We start from the raw sequence: 14,653 nt of genomic DNA on the forward strand, positions 1-14,653 counted from the left end.
ACCCATGAAACATGTAAAAATCTCCGACCTGACAGTCGGCAATGACCTTCCGCTGACCATCATCGCAGGCCCCTGCCAGCTTGAAACGGCAGACCACGCGCAAATGATTGCGGGCAAGATGAAAGAAGCCTGTGATGCGGCTGGGGCGCAATATGTGTTCAAGGCGTCTTATGACAAAGCGAACCGGACGTCACTGTCAGGCAAGCGTGGCATGGGAATCGATGCGGGCCTGCAGGTTCTGGATGACATTCGCAAAACGATGGGCATCCCGGTCCTGACAGATGTTCACACCGAAGCACAATGCGCTATCGCGGCCGAAGCGGTGGACGTCCTGCAAATCCCAGCCTTCCTGTGCCGTCAGACAGACATGCTGCTGGCCGCTGGTGAAACCGGCAGGGCTGTCAATGTCAAGAAAGGTCAATTCCTGGCCCCTTGGGAGATGACGAATATCGTCGACAAGGTAGAAAGCACGGGAAACCAGAACATTCTGCTGACCGAGCGTGGCACGTCGTTTGGATACAACACCTTGGTCGCAGACATGCGCGGCCTGCCCCAAATGGCAAAAACCGGCTATCCGGTTGTCATGGATGCGACCCATTCGGTCCAGCAACCCGGTGGAAAAGGCGGTTCGTCCGGCGGACAGCGCGAGTTCGCGCCCGTGATGGCCCGGGCGGCTGTTTCATTGGGAATTGGCGCAGTTTTTATTGAAACGCATCAAGAACCTGACACAGCGCCGTCTGACGGCCCAAACATGATCCCATTGGACCAAATGCCTCAACTTATTGACACATTGATGCGTTTTGATGCGCTGGCCAAAGCGAATCCTATTCAGATTTAACGATTGAGACCTGTTATGACCAAACCCCTCCCCGAGGTGACACCCAACACCTGGAGCTTTCTGCGCGACGCGATGATCAAACCCACCGGGTTTCGCGAATATGATGCCCGCTGGAAATACCCCGAAGAGATCAACCTGCCCGGCATGACTGCACTGGGCTTAGGGCTGGGCACCCAGATACGCAGGCGCGGCATTGAGCCCGTGATCGCCGTTGGCAACGACTATCGCGATTATTCGTTGGCGATCAAAAATGCTTTGATCCTTGGCCTGATGCAGGCCGGTATCCGCGTTAAGGATATTGGCCCCGCGCTCAGCCCGATGGCTTATTTCACGCAGTTTCATCTTGATGTGCCTGCCGTTGCGATGGTCACGGCCAGCCACAACCCAAACGGCTGGACCGGTGTGAAAATGGGTTTTGATCGCCCTCTGACCCATGGCCCGGACGAAATGTCGGAACTGCGCGATATCGTGCTGAACGGTGAAGGCCAACAGCACGAAGGTGGATCATACGAATTCGTCGAAGGCGTGAAGGAAGCTTACATCGATGACCTCGTCGGTGATTTCAAAATGTCCCGCCCGCTGAAGGTGGTCTGTGCCACTGGCAATGGCACCGCCTCAGCCTTTGCGCCTGAGATTTTCGAGCGGATCGGGGTCGAGGTCGTACCCAGCCACAACCGGCTGGACTATACCTTCCCTCATTACAACCCGAACCCCGAAGCGATGGAGATGTTGCACGACATGTCCGCCACGGTGAAATCCAGCGGTGCCGATCTGGCGCTTGGGTTTGACGGGGACGGCGACCGTTGCGGTGTCGTCGATGACGAGGGTGAAGAGATTTTCGCAGACAAGGTGGGCGTGATCATGGCCCGCGATCTGGCCAAGCTGTATCCGGGATCGACTTTTGTCGCGGATGTGAAATCCACCGGCTTGTTTGCCAGTGACCCCGAATTGAAGGCTTTGGATGTCAAAGCGGATTACTGGAAAACCGGCCACAGCCACATGAAACGACGCGTTAAAGAAATTGGCGCATTGGCCGGGTTCGAAAAGTCCGGCCACTACTTTCTGGCCGAGCCCGTTGGGCGTGGCTATGACTGCGGTATGCGCGTGGCGGTCGAGATCTGCAAGCTAATGGACCGCAACCCGGATCAAAGCATGTCGGACCTGCGCAAAGCGCTGCCAAAAACCTGGTCAACCCCGACCATGTCACCTTATGCCTCTGACACCGAGAAATACGATATCCTTCAGCGCTTGGTCGACAAGCTGGTTGCCAAAGGCGAAGCGAGCGAAACCTTTGCGGGCCGCGCTATCAAGGAGGTTGTTACAGTCAACGGCGCGCGCGTTATTCTGGACAACGGCAGTTGGGGGTTGGTGCGGGCATCGTCCAACACCCCCAATCTGGTGGTTGTTTGCGAAAGCAGCGAAAGCGAAGCTGAGATGCGCGCGATCTTTGCCGATATCGATGCCGTCATCCGAACCGAGCCGGGTGTTGGTGATTACGACCAGACCATCTGAATGTATCGGCTTGGAGCATCATCGTGCTCCAAGCCAAGCAAGCTCAATCTCCGCCAAGCAGCTTGAGCAGACCTTTCTTCGCCTCGTCTTCCAGCTTCTTCTTAAGCGCATCTTCGATTTGATTGCTGTCGGTGATGGTTGTATCCAACTCACTCCCGACCTTCTCAAATACCTTCTGCTTGGCATCGTCTTCCAGTTCCTTGACCTTCACATCTGCCGCCGCCTCGATGACCTTGGTCAGGTCCGGCTTGATCGACGGGTTGCTCCACGGACCAACAATACGAACCGGCACCGAGATACCCTGTCCGGAATTGGCACGAAGCGCTACGGGCGTGAAAAGGTAATCAATATCCCGCGCGCCAAGCCCAACTTGGCCCGCCCCATCAGCGCGATAGTTCTTCAGCGACATCAGCAGGTCTTTGTTAGCCAGAACACCCTGATCCATTGTGAAGCTGCCCGTCAGGCTGTTGAAAACTGTTGTTCCGCCCGATCCGGTTCCTCGCCCCATAAGCCGATCCAGATCGAATCCGGAAATCACCCCTGACCCGACATCCAGATTCCCCTTACCGCTGAGAGAGCGCATGATTTGATCCTCAGACTGGCCAACGCCCAGAAACTCCAGACTGCCCGCAGCCGAGCCGGACAACCGTTCAACCCCGACAAGCGTGGCGAGCGCCTGTTTAAGATCAATCCCGCTGGCCGTGATATTGCCGCCTACGGACAAGCCATTGCGATTGTTGGCAACCATCTGGCCGTTCAACTGACCTGCAAATAATGTGGCCGGATGCATTTCCAGAACTGCGCGTGATCGGTCCAAAGACAGGGTCAGATCACTTTTTCCAAAAGTCATTCCCGGAACTGCGATCGAGTTTGCAGTCAGACGGATTTTACCGTTCGCCAGCGCCAGAACGGATGCATCAATAGGCTCTTTCGACCACCCATCCACTGGCGGTTCACTCGACTTAGACGTGCCGCCCTTGGTAGGTTCAGATTCAGATATCCGCGAAAGATCAAAATCACCTGTATCGAGTCGCGCCACGATCTGTGGTGGATCCGAGATGGTGATGTCCGCCTCGCCTTTGAAACGGTTGTTATCCAGCTGTGCGGTCATATCCCGCAAAGAAATCCGCCCATCTTGCGTATAGGTCATGTGCGCAACGATGTTGGCCCTTCGGCCCAGCCCCGGTGGAATATACACACCGGCCTGACCAAATGCGGCAAACATCCTTTCGCTGTCCCGGGCCACAACTTTGGTGGTTCCGTCCATTTCACCAGCCAGATTGACGCGCCCGTCAAACCCGATCTCGCCCCCCGGCGCAGTCAAAGACAGTTCCAGCGCCGTAACGTCGCCATCGGAAAAGGCAGGCAGGTCCGGGATTTTCAAGTCTACTTCAACGGCTCCGCCAAGCGCGGCCATTGTGGCTTGCATGATCATGGGAGATGTGACCTCGGGCCAGCTTGCGGCCAGTGTCACACCAGAAAAATCCATCTGGGTGGCGCCGTTCTCAACGTAAATTAGCCGCGCGTTGGTCAGCTCTAGCTGATCCAAAGTAACCTCACCTGTCGCCCCGTTGGTCCCGGCGGACTCGGTCTTATTTGTGGTCGAAGCAGGTGCAGAGGTGCCAAACTCCCAATTCACCTGGCCTTCAGATGTTTCCAGACGCAACACGGGATTGTCTGCAAAAACACGTTTGATTCGTAGATCGCCGTTCCACAACGCGGCGGCGTCCACGCCAACGGCAAGACTGTCGGCGCTCAGCATCGGCTCGGACTCTGCCCAGCTTGCGTTGCCGAACTGCACCGGACCTGTTTCCATCCCCAGCACAGGCCAGAAGGACAGACGCACGTCGCCGCTCAGCGTCAGGTCGCGCCCGGTTTGCGCCTTCACCTGCTCGGCCAGAATCGCGCCCAGTTTTTCACCCGGCATCAGCAAAAGCGCGCCGATGACCAGGCCCAGAACTGCGACCACAACAAAAAGGATGCGCATCAGCCATTTCATAATCTGCTCTCCGCCTTTTGGCTTATCATTGCCGTGATCATTCAAATCACACGTCACATTTGCAAGGGGAAGCGTTCCCCACTATATGCCGCGCCATGACAACGAACCCGCCAAACCTCCGCCCCGACCTGGCGCCAGCCGCCCGGATCACCGAGACACCCCGTTCCGACCAGCCGACCATCGGCATGGTGTCGCTGGGTTGCCCCAAGGCGTTGGTGGACAGCGAACGCATCCTGACCCGGCTTCGCGCCGAAGGATACGGCATTTCACCCGATTATGCCGGGGCTGATGCCGTCATTGTGAACACCTGCGGATTTCTGGACAGCGCCAAGGCAGAATCGCTGGACGCGATCGGAGAGGCCCTGGTTGAAAACGGTAAAGTCATCGTCACAGGATGCCTGGGGGCAGAACCGGAATACATCCGGGAACATCATCCCCGCATCATGGCCGTCACCGGACCGCATCAATACGAACAAGTATTGGATGCGGTGCATGTTGCGGTACCACCCGCGCCCGATCCTTTTGTCGATCTACTTCCAACCAGCAGCGTGCAATTGACCCCGCGCCACTACAGCTATCTGAAGATCTCGGAAGGCTGTAATCATAAATGCAAGTTCTGCATCATCCCAGATATGCGTGGGAAACTGGCCAGCCGCCCGGCCCATGCGGTTCTGCGCGAGGCGGAGAAGCTGGTCGATAACGGTGTGCGCGAGCTGCTGGTGATCTCGCAGGACACATCGGCCTATGGGCTGGACCGGAAATATGATGTGAACCCGTGGAAAGACCGCGAAGTGCGCAGCCATATCACCGATCTGGCGCGGGAGTTGGGACAGTTGGAGGCGTGGGTGCGCCTGCATTATGTTTACCCCTACCCGCATGTGCGCGAGTTGATCCCACTGATGGCGGACGCGGGCTGCAATGTGCTGCCCTATCTGGATATTCCCTTCCAGCACGCTCACCCGGACGTTTTGAAACGTATGGCCCGCCCAGCTGCCGCGGCCAGAACGCTGGACGAAATCCGGGCTTGGCGCGACATCTGCCCGGACATCACCCTGCGGTCGACCTTTATTGTCGGTTATCCAGGTGAGACCGAGGCTGAATTCCAGACTCTGCTGGACTGGATGGACGAAGCGCAACTGGATCGCGTCGGTTGTTTTCAGTATGAAAATGTGGAGGGCGCGCGGTCGAACGACCTGCCCGATCACGTCCCGGCAGAAATCAAGCAAGAGCGCTGGGATCGCTTCATGGAAAAGGCCCAAGCGATTTCCGCAGCCAAACTGGCGGCAAAAGTCGGCCAGACCTTGCAGGTCATCGTGGATGAGGTCGATGACGAAGCCGCCACCTGCCGCACTAAAGCAGACGCACCAGAGATCGACGGAAACTTGTTCATTGACGAAGGTTTCGAAGACCTCAAACCAGGGGACATTGTCACAGTCGAAGTGGACGACGCCGGGGAATACGATTTGTGGGGGAAACCTGTGTAACCCCTGAAACCTCAGTAGTCACACGCCACATGGGCAAAGCGTGAAGTGAGTTTATTGGCCTAATACGCCGCCACGCCCGATCTTAGACGGAAAGCCAAATTCGGAGGTTTTCATGTCTTCTGCCTTTAGACTTAGCTTAAACAGCGTGGTTTTTCTGTTGGCTACGCAGTTTTTGGCGACGCCCGGTTATGCGCAGGCCATTTATGTCGGATCAACGAGCTTCATCGCGGCAGGCGGCAAGCAACCAAGCTTGCACAAACACGGTCAAATCAAGATCAAGCGGTATTACCTGGCCCCAAAAGCCAAGGTACGCCCCAAGGTTCATCGCAAAAGATCACGACCAACCCTTGGCAACTACACACCAAAGCGGCGCGTGTTCGGGCATATTCCCTACACGTCGATCAAGCGGCACAAATTTAAACCGCATCGGTTCAAATACCCCTACCGTTTCAAGAAGTACTGACCCACCGCGAAACGTGCGCCAACCGGCGTATCGGTAGATACAGGCAAGAAAAAGCCGCCATGAAAGGCGGCGGCAAATGCAAAATGGTGCAGGCGGTCCGGTCTTGGACCGCCTGCGAATAGCTTATTGAGTAACCGGGTTACAGACAGTCTGGCCTGCTTCGGTTGTCGCCAGCTCATACCCACCTGGGCAGCTGGGGGTGCCGGCTTTGTCATAGCTGGGCTGGACGTATACAGGTGTCGGTTCTTCCTGCTGCGCGCAGGCAGTCAGGATCAGAGCAAATGCGCCAACGGCAGCGAGTTTCAGTTTCATGTCCGTCAATCCTCTATTACTTTTCTGATATTGCCCAACTTTTCGGGGCCGTATTCAGAATACGGGTAGAACCTCGATCTGGCAACTGAATCGATCACGACTTTGTGAGTCAGGGCGATTCCATGCCAGTTTTGCCTTTAGGAAAAGCAATTTACTGGGTCGAACCTACCTTTTTGACTGCACTGCTCTAAAGTGTGTCACAACATCAGCCAAAGACGGAGAAGCCACATGTCAGACGCCCCAAACATTGCCCAGAAATCGCCGATTCCGGTCGAGGTTGTCGAAGGGAAGACCTATTTTTGGTGCTCATGTGGAAAGTCTTCTCGACAACCGTTTTGTGATGGATCCCACAAGGGCAGTGCGTTTGAACCCGTGAAATATACGGCGGATACCAGTAAGAAGGTCTTCTTTTGCGGCTGCAAACACAGCGCGAAACGACCTTTGTGCGACGGCAGCCACAGTGAGCTGTGATCAGGTTTTCAAACCATTCAAGGTGTTGGCATTTGCACAAAAATCCGGGGCGCTGTCGGCCAGCATCTGCTGCTCGGCCAGCCACAATGCACATTGGCCCTCGCAATTTGAAGCCCGGCACCGTGTGACAAGTTCCGAATAACCTTCTGGCGTCAGGCGACCGTCCGCCATTGCCTCGGTCAGTGAAATGCCCATGCATCGCGAGACAGATCGCGTCAACCAAAAGTGCTTTTCAATCTCACCCAAGGGAACCTGTGCCATCATGCGTCCTCCAATTGCTGCGCTTTCAGTGCAGCGAATCGGTCCCGGTTAGGGCAGGTACTAGGCGCTTGATCGACTTGGTCCCGCTGCTCCAGCCACTCTGGGCAATCATGCGCCCAAGCACAGCCACGGCATTGTTGTACGATCTCAGCCCATTCTTCGTGGTTCAGATGGCCCTTGCGATAAGCCCCGACCAGGTCTGTGCCGGTGGCTTGCCCCATCCGCAGCACAAGCCGCAAATGAGTCATGATGTTGCCCAGACGTGGCATGGCATGACCTCCGGGTTAAGGCATGAGTTTATGGAGCAATTCCTGGTTTCGGCAGTATTCGGGCGCCCGCCGCGCGGTTGTGGCCTGGCTCAACAGAGACCGGCAGTGTTGCGGGTTTGGGCAGTCGGTGCATCTTAGGACTGCTTCGGAAATCTGATCCACGGAAACCGAACCGCCAATGGCCGCTTCTTCAAGGTCGATGTCCAGCATTCTGGCCATATCGTCCACCAAACCGGCGTGCAGCCTCAAGGTGTTTCGAGTGGGCATGGTGTTTTCCTTTCCCTTTCGCGCTTTGCCAAAAAGGGTAGTGGAATTGCACCTTGAAACATTGACACAGGTCAAGATTGGACGCCGATGTGATCCAGATAGGCCCGGGTGGCATCCTGAACCCGGCGAAATCGATCCCCGCCCAGCTTCTTGCCGCCATACCACCGCGTGACGATGATCACGTGGTTCTGCAGGCCTGCCCGTTCGATCATACGCAGGATCACCATTCCAGCCCCGCTTTCCCCATCATCTGCCTTGAGCGCACCGGTCGGCAGAGTTGCCGCCCAGGTGTTATGGGTCGCCTTGGCATAGCTTTTGTCCGACTTAAGGTCATCCAGCACGGCATCGATTTCAGCCCGAGACGCCACGGGCGCCCCTGAAACCGCATATTTCGAGCCTCGGTCTGTCAGAATCATCCCTAAACGCACAAGATCGGTCATTGTGTCAGGCCCAACTTTGCCGCGGTTTCGATCACAATCTGAACGCGCTGTGCATTTGGCGGGTGGGTTCCTAGGAACGTGTCGCCGGGATCTGGAATTCGTTCAAAGAACTTTGCCCCAATCAGAGGATTATACCCAGCATTATACGTTATGATCGTACCCAACTGGTCTGCCTCTAGCTCGAAATCCTTCACGTAAGCCTGAATGCCGACCTTGGCCCCCTGCTTTTGCGCCGCTTCTATGGCCGCTGCATCGCCGCCGCGCAATTGCTCGCGCCTGCCAAACTCCGCGGCGCTGGCGCTGGCGTTTTCGCTTTGCCGGGCGATATGCCCCAGCACGTGATGGGCCGCTTCGTGGCCCATAACAAAGGCAAGTTCATCGGCGTTTTGCGCGGATCGGATCATAGACTGAGTGAAGATGATTACCGGCTGCCCATTCTCATCGAGTGTTTGGAACGCGTTGGCCTGCGCGCGCGGGTTAAGATCGACAAACATCCGCAACTCGCAATTCTTTCGTCCGGGTTGCTTTAGGCATTGATTACGCGCCTCGGCGCCGATGGCCTGACTGACCTGCTGAAAGGTCTGAACCTCGGCACGGGAACCAGGCTCGTCCCTCAGCCAATCTTCTGATGTTTGCACACGCAGTGTATCCTGCGCACAGGCCGCAAGCAGCAGGGACAACAGTAAAACAAAGCATCTGCGCATGGTGTTTCCTTTGGGCCATTCGAGCCGTCATTTCAACATAGTATGCCCCTTCAGCCGATGCCACAGCCCACAGCGGAAGGAACGGCTTGCATTGCATCCCGGTGGCTTGCACTGTGGTCACATGTTTTCGATTGAGCATGAATTCGACTCGACGGTCATTACGCTTGTGGACGAAGGTGAGAAACCTTTGCAGGAAGATGTCGTGATCAACAATTTCGCTGAATGTGTCACGCTGGAGCAGCTGGATCCACGCACCGAACAGGTTCAAAAGATCACTCTGTCACCGGAACAGGTTCGTGATCTGGCCGCCGCTCTAGACCTTCCCGAAGGCGTTTATCAGATTCGCGAAACCGGGCCTCAGGGGTCATAAACAAACACCTTGTTCCGCGCGGTCTGCCCCTGTTTCAGCGTTAACGTTGAAGGTGCAACACCAAGACACCTGGCAAGCAACTGAAGAACCGCCTGGTTGGCTTTGCCGTGCTCGGGCGCAGCGGTCACGAATACCCTGATCTGATCATCTTCGCAGATCACCCGATCCCGTGCTGCCTTGGGCGTCACCTTCACGTTCAATGTTGCCCCGGCCTGTGCGAGCGACTTGAGATCAGGCAAGTCACGCAGGTTGGATTTCGCCATTGTCATCCCTTTTTCTTCAAAGTCTTGCATGACGGGCACCAGAATGAAAATGATCCACGCAACGCATCGGCGCACCCTTGAAACAGGCGAGTTGCCGACCAACATACAACGTCGTGATGTAAAGAAGGTTAACATATGTCCCTGAAGAACCCCGCCGCTCTGGAGTTTTTGCAGGCGCGCAGGTCCCGGCCCGCCAAAACACTGATTGCACCGGCCCCTACACGGGACGAACTGCTGCCTCTGCTGACCGCCGCCGCGCGCAGCCCCGATCATGGCAAACTTGAGCCCTGGCGCTTTGTCGTTTTGGAAAAAGGTGCCATGTCACGCCTGTCGGCAATGACCGAGGCGTGTGGTCAAAAGCTGGGCAAAAGCACCGAAGACATCGCCAAGGCGCGCAGCCAGTTTGACATTGGGCACTTGGCGGTGGCCGTGATTGAAGTGCAAAAACCGTCCGAAAAAATCCCCGCTATTGAGCAAACCTATTCGGCTGGCGCAGTCTGTCTGGCCCTGCTGAATGCTGCGCTGGCGGCAGGTTGGGGCGCAAACTGGCTGTCTGGCTGGCAAACGCATGACCGCGACTTCTGCGGTGAAGCCTTTGGACTTGCCGAGAATGAACGTGTGGCCGGGCTGATTCATATCGCGACCGAAGGATCGGTACCGCCCGAACGTCCCCGACCCGACGTGGCTGCTTTGACGGAATGGATCACCGAATGATCATCCTGAATGCCTTTTTCAACGCACTCGGACAGATCGGCGATCCGAAGTTCCGGGGTGTTCTGCTGCGCGGCGTTGGTTTGACGATCCTGCTCCTGATTGCCGCCTGCGCTGGGGCGATCTGGTTGATCAACTGGTTGTCCGGAAATGAAATTTCCCTGCCCTTCATCGGCGCTGTGCCCTGGCTGAACGACGTTTTGAATTATTCCGGCATCGTATTGGTCCTGATTCTGCCGGTTTTCCTGATGGTACCTGTGGCCTCGGCGATCACCTCGATTTTTCTGGATGAGGTGGCACAGGCGGTCGAGGACAAGCATTTTCCATCCCTGCAGCCCGCACGGCGTATTCCGGTGTCGGAGGCGGTACTTGACGGTCTCAGCTTTCTTGGCGTGCTCATTGTCGCCAACCTGCTGGCGCTGATCCTCTATGCAATTTTCACACCGCTCGCGCCCTTTATCTTCTGGGCGATGAACGGGTTCCTGCTGGGTCGAGAGTATTTCACGCTGGCCGCTATTCGCAGGGTCGGGCGCGACGGAGCGCGCAAGCTACGTGCCAAACATGCAACAACCATCTGGGTGGCAGGCACGTTGATGGCAATTCCACTGTCCGTACCGCTGGTCAATCTGGTGATTCCAATTATAGGTGCAGCCACGTTCACCCACATTTATCACGCGGTGTCAGGCCCAAGGGCCTGACATTGGGTCAGCGGGGCTCTAGCTGGTTCAACCAGTCGAAATCCCGGACCGAGATCAATCCCGATAAAATAATACCCGCAATGATGGCCCACAAAACCACGGAAATGCCGGTTGTGATCCACATCTTTTTCTTCATGTGGTGCACTTCCGGCGCGCCAGCATGGGTGCCAGGGACAATATCACCCAGATCGCCTTGTGTTTTTATGCGAACGGGCAGAACGATCAGCAGCGTCAGAAACCAGATGACTGCGAAAAGTACAAGTGCGGCAGTAATGGTCATTTCAAACCCTCCGGGGTTTGGGGTGTTACACCTGCTCCAGCTCGACGAGGCAGCCGTTGAAATCCTTGGGATGCAGGAACAGCACGGGCTTGCCATGCGCACCGATCTTGGGCTCGCCTGATCCCAGAACACGGGCACCTGTTTCTTTCAGGTGGTCGCGCGCTGCGATAATGTCTTCGACCTCGTAACACACATGATGGATGCCGCCGGCAGGGTTCTTTTCCAGAAACCCGTTTATCGGGCTGTCATCACCCAGCGGGTAAAGCAGCTCGATCTTGGTATTGGGCAATTCGATAAACACAACCGTGACACCGTGATCCGGCTCATCTTGCGGTGCGCCGACCTTGGCGCCCAGTGCATTGCGGTATTGCTCGGACGCCGCCTCAAGATCCGGTACGGCGATGGCGACGTGGTTCAGGCGTCCAATCATGTCTCACTCCTGTGTCCTGCTTTTCATGGGTTATGGGGGCTGTTTCGTGAAAGGACAAGTGCGCCAAATCGCGCGTTAACGTCGTGTTAGCCAGAAGTTCCTAGCGTGAAGCATCTGCTGGATAGGAGAGCTGCCATGGACGATTCGGGCCTACTTGCCACCACCACCGTCACGCCCACCGCAACGCGGCCTTTGCTGGGTCAGACCATTTTGGTTGTTGAAGACAGCCGCTACGCTTGCGACGCGATCCGCCTGATGTGCCTGCACAGCGGTGCACGCATTCGCCGCGCGGATTGTTTGAAATCGGCCCGACGACACCTTCAGATCTATCGCCCCTCGGTCATACTTATCGATATGGGCCTTCCAGATGGGTGCGGGGCCGACCTAATTTCTGAGCTGGCCGAAGCAACACCCCGTATCGGTGTCATTATGGGCCTGTCAGGCAACGATACCTACGAAAGTAGCGCTCTGGCCGCCGGAGCAGACGGGTTTTTGTCCAAGCCGATCAAATCAATGACTTATTTTCAGAAATCCATTCTGGAACGCCTACCCGAAGACCGGCGACCAAGCGGCTTACATGCGATCCGGGATGAGGTTATCGAACCTGATCCAATGGCCTATCAGGACGACATGGCCCATATCGCCGATGTTCTGACAGGACCCAACGACCATCACACTCTGGATTATGCCGCCCAATTCCTGCAGGGCGTCGCACGGGAAGCCGGGGATAACCCTCTGGCAGAAGCTGCGCGTAAACTTGCTTGGTCCCGCGCAAACGGCGCGCCCTTTACCGTGCAGGCGGCGCAAGTCGCTGGGATGGTTCAGTCTCGCCTGGAACAGCGAGAGGCGATCTGAAAATGGTGACGGCCTACTTCATAACCGCAACGCTCGTGTGCCTTTGGGCATATCTTCGGACACGTCATGCTGCCCGCAGTATTCGGGTCAACCGAGATCATCTGGAAAACCCACTGGACTAACAGACGGAACGTTTCCAATCGCCAAACGAAAACCGCCCGCTTGATGCGGGCGATTTTTCTTAGTCCTGAGGGATAATGCGTAGACCAAGCTCCATCAACTGATCCGAAGTAGGATCAGAGGGCGCATCCATCATCAGATCTTCGGCACGCTGGTTCATCGGGAACATCATGACTTCGCGGATATTGGCTTCGTCCGCCAACAGCATGACAATCCGGTCAATGCCCGCAGCACAGCCACCGTGCGGCGGTGCGCCGTAGTGGAAAGCGTTGAACAGAGCGCCGAAGCGGGATTTGACCTCATCCTCGCCGTACCCCGCCAGTTCAAAGGCTTTCAGCATGATTTCAGGCTTGTGGTTCCGGATCGCGCCGGACACCAGCTCGTACCCGTTACAGGCCAGATCGTACTGGTATCCGCGCACGTCCAGAGGATCACCATTCAGCGCATCCATGCCACCCTGCGGCATCGAGAACGGGTTATGTTCAAAATCGATCGCGCCGGTTTCTTCGTCCTGCTCGTAGATCGGGAAATCCACGATCCAGGCAAAAGCAAAGCGGTCTTTCTCGGTCAGGTTCAGTTCTTCACCGATCACGTCGCGGGCCTTGCCAGCAACCTTTTCGAAAGCTTTCGGCTTGCCGCCCAAGAAGAACGCGGCATCGCCCACGCCTAAACCCAGTTGCTGACGGATCGCTTCTGTACGCTCGGGGCCGATGTTCTTGGCCAGGGGACCAGCGGCTTCCATGCCTTCGCCCTGATCACGCCAGAAGATATACCCCATCCCCGGCAGACCCTCTTTCTGGGCAAAGGCGTTCATGCGGTCACAGAACTTGCGGCTACCACCAGTGGGCGCCGGGATGGCGCGGATTTCGGTGCCGTCCTGCTCCAACAGCTTTGCGAAAATCGCAAAGCCAGACCCGCGGAAGTGGTCAGAGACCACTTGCATTTTAATGGGGTTCCGCAGGTCGGGCTTGTCGGTGCCGTACCACAGCGCTGCGTCCTTGTAGGAAATCTGCGGCCACTCCTGATCGACTTTGCGGCCGCCTCCGAACTCTTCAAACACGCCGGTCAGAACGGGCTGGATCGTGTCGAACACATCCTGCTGCTCGACAAAGGACATCTCAAGGTCAAGCTGGTAGAAATCGGTGGGTGAGCGGTCTGCGCGCGGGTCTTCGTCACGGAAGCAGGGTGCGATCTGGAAATACTTGTCGAAGCCAGACACCATGATCAGCTGCTTGAACTGCTGAGGCGCTTGCGGCAAAGCGTAGAATTTGCCGGGATGCAGACGCGACGGTACCAGAAAGTCACGCGCGCCTTCGGGAGAAGAGGCCGTGATGATCGGCGTCTGATATTCGCGGAAGTTTTGATCCCACATGCGTTTACGCATGGATGCAACAACGTCCGACCGCAGAGTCATGTTCTGCTGCATCGCTTCGCGGCGCAGGTCCAGATAGCGATAGCGCAGGCGCGTTTCCTCGGGGTATTCCTGATCGCCAAACACCATCAGCGGCAGTTCGTCGGCCGCACCCAGAACCTCTAGCTCTCGCACGTAAACCTCGATCTCACCGGTCGGCAGTTTCGGGTTCACCAATTCGACATCGCGCGCCTTGACGGTGCCATCAATGCGAATACACCACTCGGACCGGACCTTCTCCAGCTCGGCAAAGGCCGCGCTGTCGCCGTCGCACAGAACCTGAGTTACCCCGAAATGGTCGCGCAGGTCGATGAACAGCACGCCGCCGTGATCTCGAACCCGATGCACCCATCCGGACAGGCGGACAGTTTCTCCGACATTTGCGGCGGTCAGAGCGGCGCAGGTGTGGCTGCGATAGGCGTGCATGGATCATATCCCTTCGGGCGCAGAATTCGTCGCGCCGATACACCCTGTCAGGCCCGGAAAGTCAAGGCG

Annotated in this window: 20 protein-coding genes; 9 read left to right on the top strand and 11 right to left on the bottom strand. The window is 56.7% G+C overall.

Annotated features, from left to right (window positions below):
- Positions 1-4: 4 nt before the first annotated feature.
- On the top strand, positions 5-838 hold the full coding sequence (kdsA, locus tag GOV85_RS06415) for a 3-deoxy-8-phosphooctulonate synthase (RefSeq protein ID WP_171176058.1): 834 nt from the start codon (positions 5-7) through the stop codon (positions 836-838).
- Between the two features lie 15 nt (positions 839-853).
- Positions 854-2,350 (top strand): phosphomannomutase/phosphoglucomutase, encoded by a 1,497-nt coding sequence (locus GOV85_RS06420; RefSeq protein WP_171176060.1) that lies wholly within the window; start codon positions 854-856, stop codon positions 2,348-2,350.
- A gap of 43 nt (positions 2,351-2,393) precedes the next feature.
- Here the strand turns inward: GOV85_RS06420 and GOV85_RS06425 are convergent, their stop codons facing one another.
- The gene (locus GOV85_RS06425; RefSeq protein ID WP_171176062.1) at positions 2,394-4,349 is read right to left on the bottom strand and encodes an AsmA family protein; all 1,956 of its coding nucleotides are present in this window, start codon (positions 4,347-4,349) and stop codon (positions 2,394-2,396) included.
- Positions 4,350-4,444: 95 nt separating this feature from the next.
- Between GOV85_RS06425 and rimO the strand changes: the two genes are divergently transcribed.
- On the top strand, positions 4,445-5,833 hold the full coding sequence (gene rimO / locus GOV85_RS06430) for a 30S ribosomal protein S12 methylthiotransferase RimO (RefSeq protein ID WP_171176064.1): 1,389 nt from the start codon (positions 4,445-4,447) through the stop codon (positions 5,831-5,833).
- A 112-nt stretch (positions 5,834-5,945) separates the two neighbouring features.
- The gene (locus GOV85_RS06435) at positions 5,946-6,296 is read left to right on the top strand and encodes a hypothetical protein (protein ID WP_171176066.1); all 351 of its coding nucleotides are present in this window, start codon (positions 5,946-5,948) and stop codon (positions 6,294-6,296) included.
- A 123-nt stretch (positions 6,297-6,419) separates the two neighbouring features.
- On the opposite strand, the gene GOV85_RS06440 is transcribed toward GOV85_RS06435, so the two are convergent.
- A complete protein-coding gene (locus GOV85_RS06440) occupies positions 6,420-6,608 on the bottom strand; it encodes a hypothetical protein (RefSeq protein ID WP_170346096.1) in 189 nt (62 codons plus the stop codon).
- 228 nt (positions 6,609-6,836) lie between these two features.
- Between GOV85_RS06440 and GOV85_RS06445 the strand changes: the two genes are divergently transcribed.
- On the top strand, positions 6,837-7,079 hold the full coding sequence (locus GOV85_RS06445) for a CDGSH iron-sulfur domain-containing protein (RefSeq protein ID WP_171176076.1): 243 nt from the start codon (positions 6,837-6,839) through the stop codon (positions 7,077-7,079).
- Here the strand turns inward: GOV85_RS06445 and GOV85_RS06450 are convergent, their stop codons facing one another.
- The 5 genes from GOV85_RS06450 to GOV85_RS06470 form a co-directional block, all read right to left on the bottom strand.
- Positions 7,080-7,340, bottom strand: a complete 261-nt coding sequence (locus tag GOV85_RS06450) for a DUF6455 family protein (protein ID WP_171176078.1) — start codon at positions 7,338-7,340, stop codon at positions 7,080-7,082.
- On the bottom strand, positions 7,340-7,609 hold the full coding sequence (locus GOV85_RS06455; protein WP_171176080.1) for a DUF6455 family protein: 270 nt from the start codon (positions 7,607-7,609) through the stop codon (positions 7,340-7,342). Before GOV85_RS06455 ends, GOV85_RS06450 begins: the two co-directional genes overlap by 1 nt.
- A 15-nt stretch (positions 7,610-7,624) precedes the next feature.
- On the bottom strand, positions 7,625-7,876 hold the full coding sequence (locus tag GOV85_RS06460; protein WP_171176082.1) for a DUF6455 family protein: 252 nt from the start codon (positions 7,874-7,876) through the stop codon (positions 7,625-7,627).
- Positions 7,877-7,947: 71 nt separating this feature from the next.
- Positions 7,948-8,316, bottom strand: a complete 369-nt coding sequence (locus GOV85_RS06465) for a YigZ family protein (RefSeq protein WP_171176084.1) — start codon at positions 8,314-8,316, stop codon at positions 7,948-7,950.
- Positions 8,313-9,020, bottom strand: coding sequence for a M48 family metallopeptidase (locus GOV85_RS06470; RefSeq protein ID WP_171176086.1), 708 nt, complete (start codon positions 9,018-9,020; stop codon positions 8,313-8,315). The genes GOV85_RS06465 and GOV85_RS06470 overlap by 4 nt, the downstream gene beginning before the upstream one ends.
- A 121-nt stretch (positions 9,021-9,141) precedes the next feature.
- On the opposite strand from GOV85_RS06470, the gene GOV85_RS06475 reads away from it, so the two are divergent.
- Complete coding sequence (locus GOV85_RS06475) at positions 9,142-9,390, top strand: hypothetical protein (protein WP_050604775.1); 249 nt, start codon at positions 9,142-9,144, stop codon at positions 9,388-9,390.
- Here GOV85_RS06475 and GOV85_RS06480 read toward each other — a convergent pair.
- Entirely contained in the window at positions 9,378-9,683 is a 306-nt protein-coding gene (locus GOV85_RS06480; RefSeq protein WP_371809136.1) for a DUF167 domain-containing protein, read from the bottom strand. The two genes, GOV85_RS06475 and GOV85_RS06480, sit on opposite strands and share 13 nt — an antisense overlap.
- Before the next feature lie 105 nt (positions 9,684-9,788).
- Here GOV85_RS06480 and GOV85_RS06485 point away from each other — a divergent pair, with 105 nt between their 5' ends.
- Positions 9,789-10,367: a nitroreductase family protein gene (locus tag GOV85_RS06485; protein ID WP_171176088.1), complete on the top strand. Its 579-nt coding sequence runs from the start codon at positions 9,789-9,791 to the stop codon at positions 10,365-10,367.
- Positions 10,364-11,062, top strand: a complete 699-nt coding sequence (locus GOV85_RS06490; RefSeq protein ID WP_171176090.1) for an EI24 domain-containing protein — start codon at positions 10,364-10,366, stop codon at positions 11,060-11,062. Before GOV85_RS06485 ends, GOV85_RS06490 begins: the two co-directional genes overlap by 4 nt.
- A gap of 7 nt (positions 11,063-11,069) precedes the next feature.
- Here GOV85_RS06490 and GOV85_RS06495 read toward each other — a convergent pair whose 3' ends face one another.
- The gene (locus GOV85_RS06495) at positions 11,070-11,342 is read right to left on the bottom strand and encodes a DUF1467 family protein (RefSeq protein WP_171091626.1); all 273 of its coding nucleotides are present in this window, start codon (positions 11,340-11,342) and stop codon (positions 11,070-11,072) included.
- Positions 11,343-11,367: 25 nt separating this feature from the next.
- Positions 11,368-11,772: a methylmalonyl-CoA epimerase gene (mce, locus tag GOV85_RS06500; RefSeq protein WP_109313240.1), complete on the bottom strand. Its 405-nt coding sequence runs from the start codon at positions 11,770-11,772 to the stop codon at positions 11,368-11,370.
- Positions 11,773-11,907: 135 nt separating this feature from the next.
- Between mce and GOV85_RS06505 the strand changes: the two genes are divergently transcribed.
- A complete protein-coding gene (locus GOV85_RS06505) occupies positions 11,908-12,627 on the top strand; it encodes a response regulator (RefSeq protein WP_171176093.1) in 720 nt (239 codons plus the stop codon).
- Positions 12,628-12,808: 181 nt separating this feature from the next.
- Here the strand turns inward: GOV85_RS06505 and aspS are convergent, their stop codons facing one another.
- A complete protein-coding gene (gene aspS / locus GOV85_RS06510; protein ID WP_171176095.1) occupies positions 12,809-14,584 on the bottom strand; it encodes an aspartate--tRNA ligase in 1,776 nt (591 codons plus the stop codon).
- Positions 14,585-14,653 lie beyond the last annotated feature (69 nt).

Origin of the sequence: Ruegeria sp. HKCCA4633, assembly GCF_013034605.1 — a bacterium.
Classification (GTDB): Bacteria; Pseudomonadota; Alphaproteobacteria; order Rhodobacterales; family Rhodobacteraceae; genus Ruegeria.

Excerpts from the sequence above, each read along its gene's own strand:
- GOV85_RS06485 (WP_171176088.1), top strand. The coding sequence starts at position 9,789 with ATGTCCCTGAAGAACCCCGCCGCTCTGGAGTTTTTGCAGGCGCGCAGG.
- GOV85_RS06490 (WP_171176090.1), top strand. The coding sequence starts at position 10,364 with ATGATCATCCTGAATGCCTTTTTCAACGCACTCGGACAGATCGGCGAT.
- GOV85_RS06450 (WP_171176078.1), bottom strand. The coding sequence starts at position 7,340 with ATGGCACAGGTTCCCTTGGGTGAGATTGAAAAGCACTTTTGGTTGACG.
- aspS (WP_171176095.1), bottom strand. The coding sequence starts at position 14,584 with ATGCACGCCTATCGCAGCCACACCTGCGCCGCTCTGACCGCCGCAAAT.
- GOV85_RS06505 (WP_171176093.1), top strand. The coding sequence starts at position 11,908 with ATGGACGATTCGGGCCTACTTGCCACCACCACCGTCACGCCCACCGCA.
- rimO (WP_171176064.1), top strand. The coding sequence starts at position 4,445 with ATGACAACGAACCCGCCAAACCTCCGCCCCGACCTGGCGCCAGCCGCC.
- mce (WP_109313240.1), bottom strand. The coding sequence starts at position 11,772 with ATGATTGGACGCCTGAACCACGTCGCCATCGCCGTACCGGATCTTGAG.
- GOV85_RS06440 (WP_170346096.1), bottom strand. The coding sequence starts at position 6,608 with ATGAAACTGAAACTCGCTGCCGTTGGCGCATTTGCTCTGATCCTGACT.
- GOV85_RS06445 (WP_171176076.1), top strand. The coding sequence starts at position 6,837 with ATGTCAGACGCCCCAAACATTGCCCAGAAATCGCCGATTCCGGTCGAG.
- GOV85_RS06495 (WP_171091626.1), bottom strand. The coding sequence starts at position 11,342 with ATGACCATTACTGCCGCACTTGTACTTTTCGCAGTCATCTGGTTTCTG.
- GOV85_RS06470 (WP_171176086.1), bottom strand. The coding sequence starts at position 9,020 with ATGCGCAGATGCTTTGTTTTACTGTTGTCCCTGCTGCTTGCGGCCTGT.
- GOV85_RS06475 (WP_050604775.1), top strand. The coding sequence starts at position 9,142 with ATGTTTTCGATTGAGCATGAATTCGACTCGACGGTCATTACGCTTGTG.
- GOV85_RS06425 (WP_171176062.1), bottom strand. The coding sequence starts at position 4,349 with ATGAAATGGCTGATGCGCATCCTTTTTGTTGTGGTCGCAGTTCTGGGC.
- kdsA (WP_171176058.1), top strand. The coding sequence starts at position 5 with ATGAAACATGTAAAAATCTCCGACCTGACAGTCGGCAATGACCTTCCG.
- GOV85_RS06465 (WP_171176084.1), bottom strand. The coding sequence starts at position 8,316 with ATGACCGATCTTGTGCGTTTAGGGATGATTCTGACAGACCGAGGCTCG.
- GOV85_RS06420 (WP_171176060.1), top strand. The coding sequence starts at position 854 with ATGACCAAACCCCTCCCCGAGGTGACACCCAACACCTGGAGCTTTCTG.
- GOV85_RS06435 (WP_171176066.1), top strand. The coding sequence starts at position 5,946 with ATGTCTTCTGCCTTTAGACTTAGCTTAAACAGCGTGGTTTTTCTGTTG.
- GOV85_RS06480 (WP_371809136.1), bottom strand. The coding sequence starts at position 9,683 with ATGCAAGACTTTGAAGAAAAAGGGATGACAATGGCGAAATCCAACCTG.
- GOV85_RS06455 (WP_171176080.1), bottom strand. The coding sequence starts at position 7,609 with ATGCCACGTCTGGGCAACATCATGACTCATTTGCGGCTTGTGCTGCGG.
- GOV85_RS06460 (WP_171176082.1), bottom strand. The coding sequence starts at position 7,876 with ATGCCCACTCGAAACACCTTGAGGCTGCACGCCGGTTTGGTGGACGAT.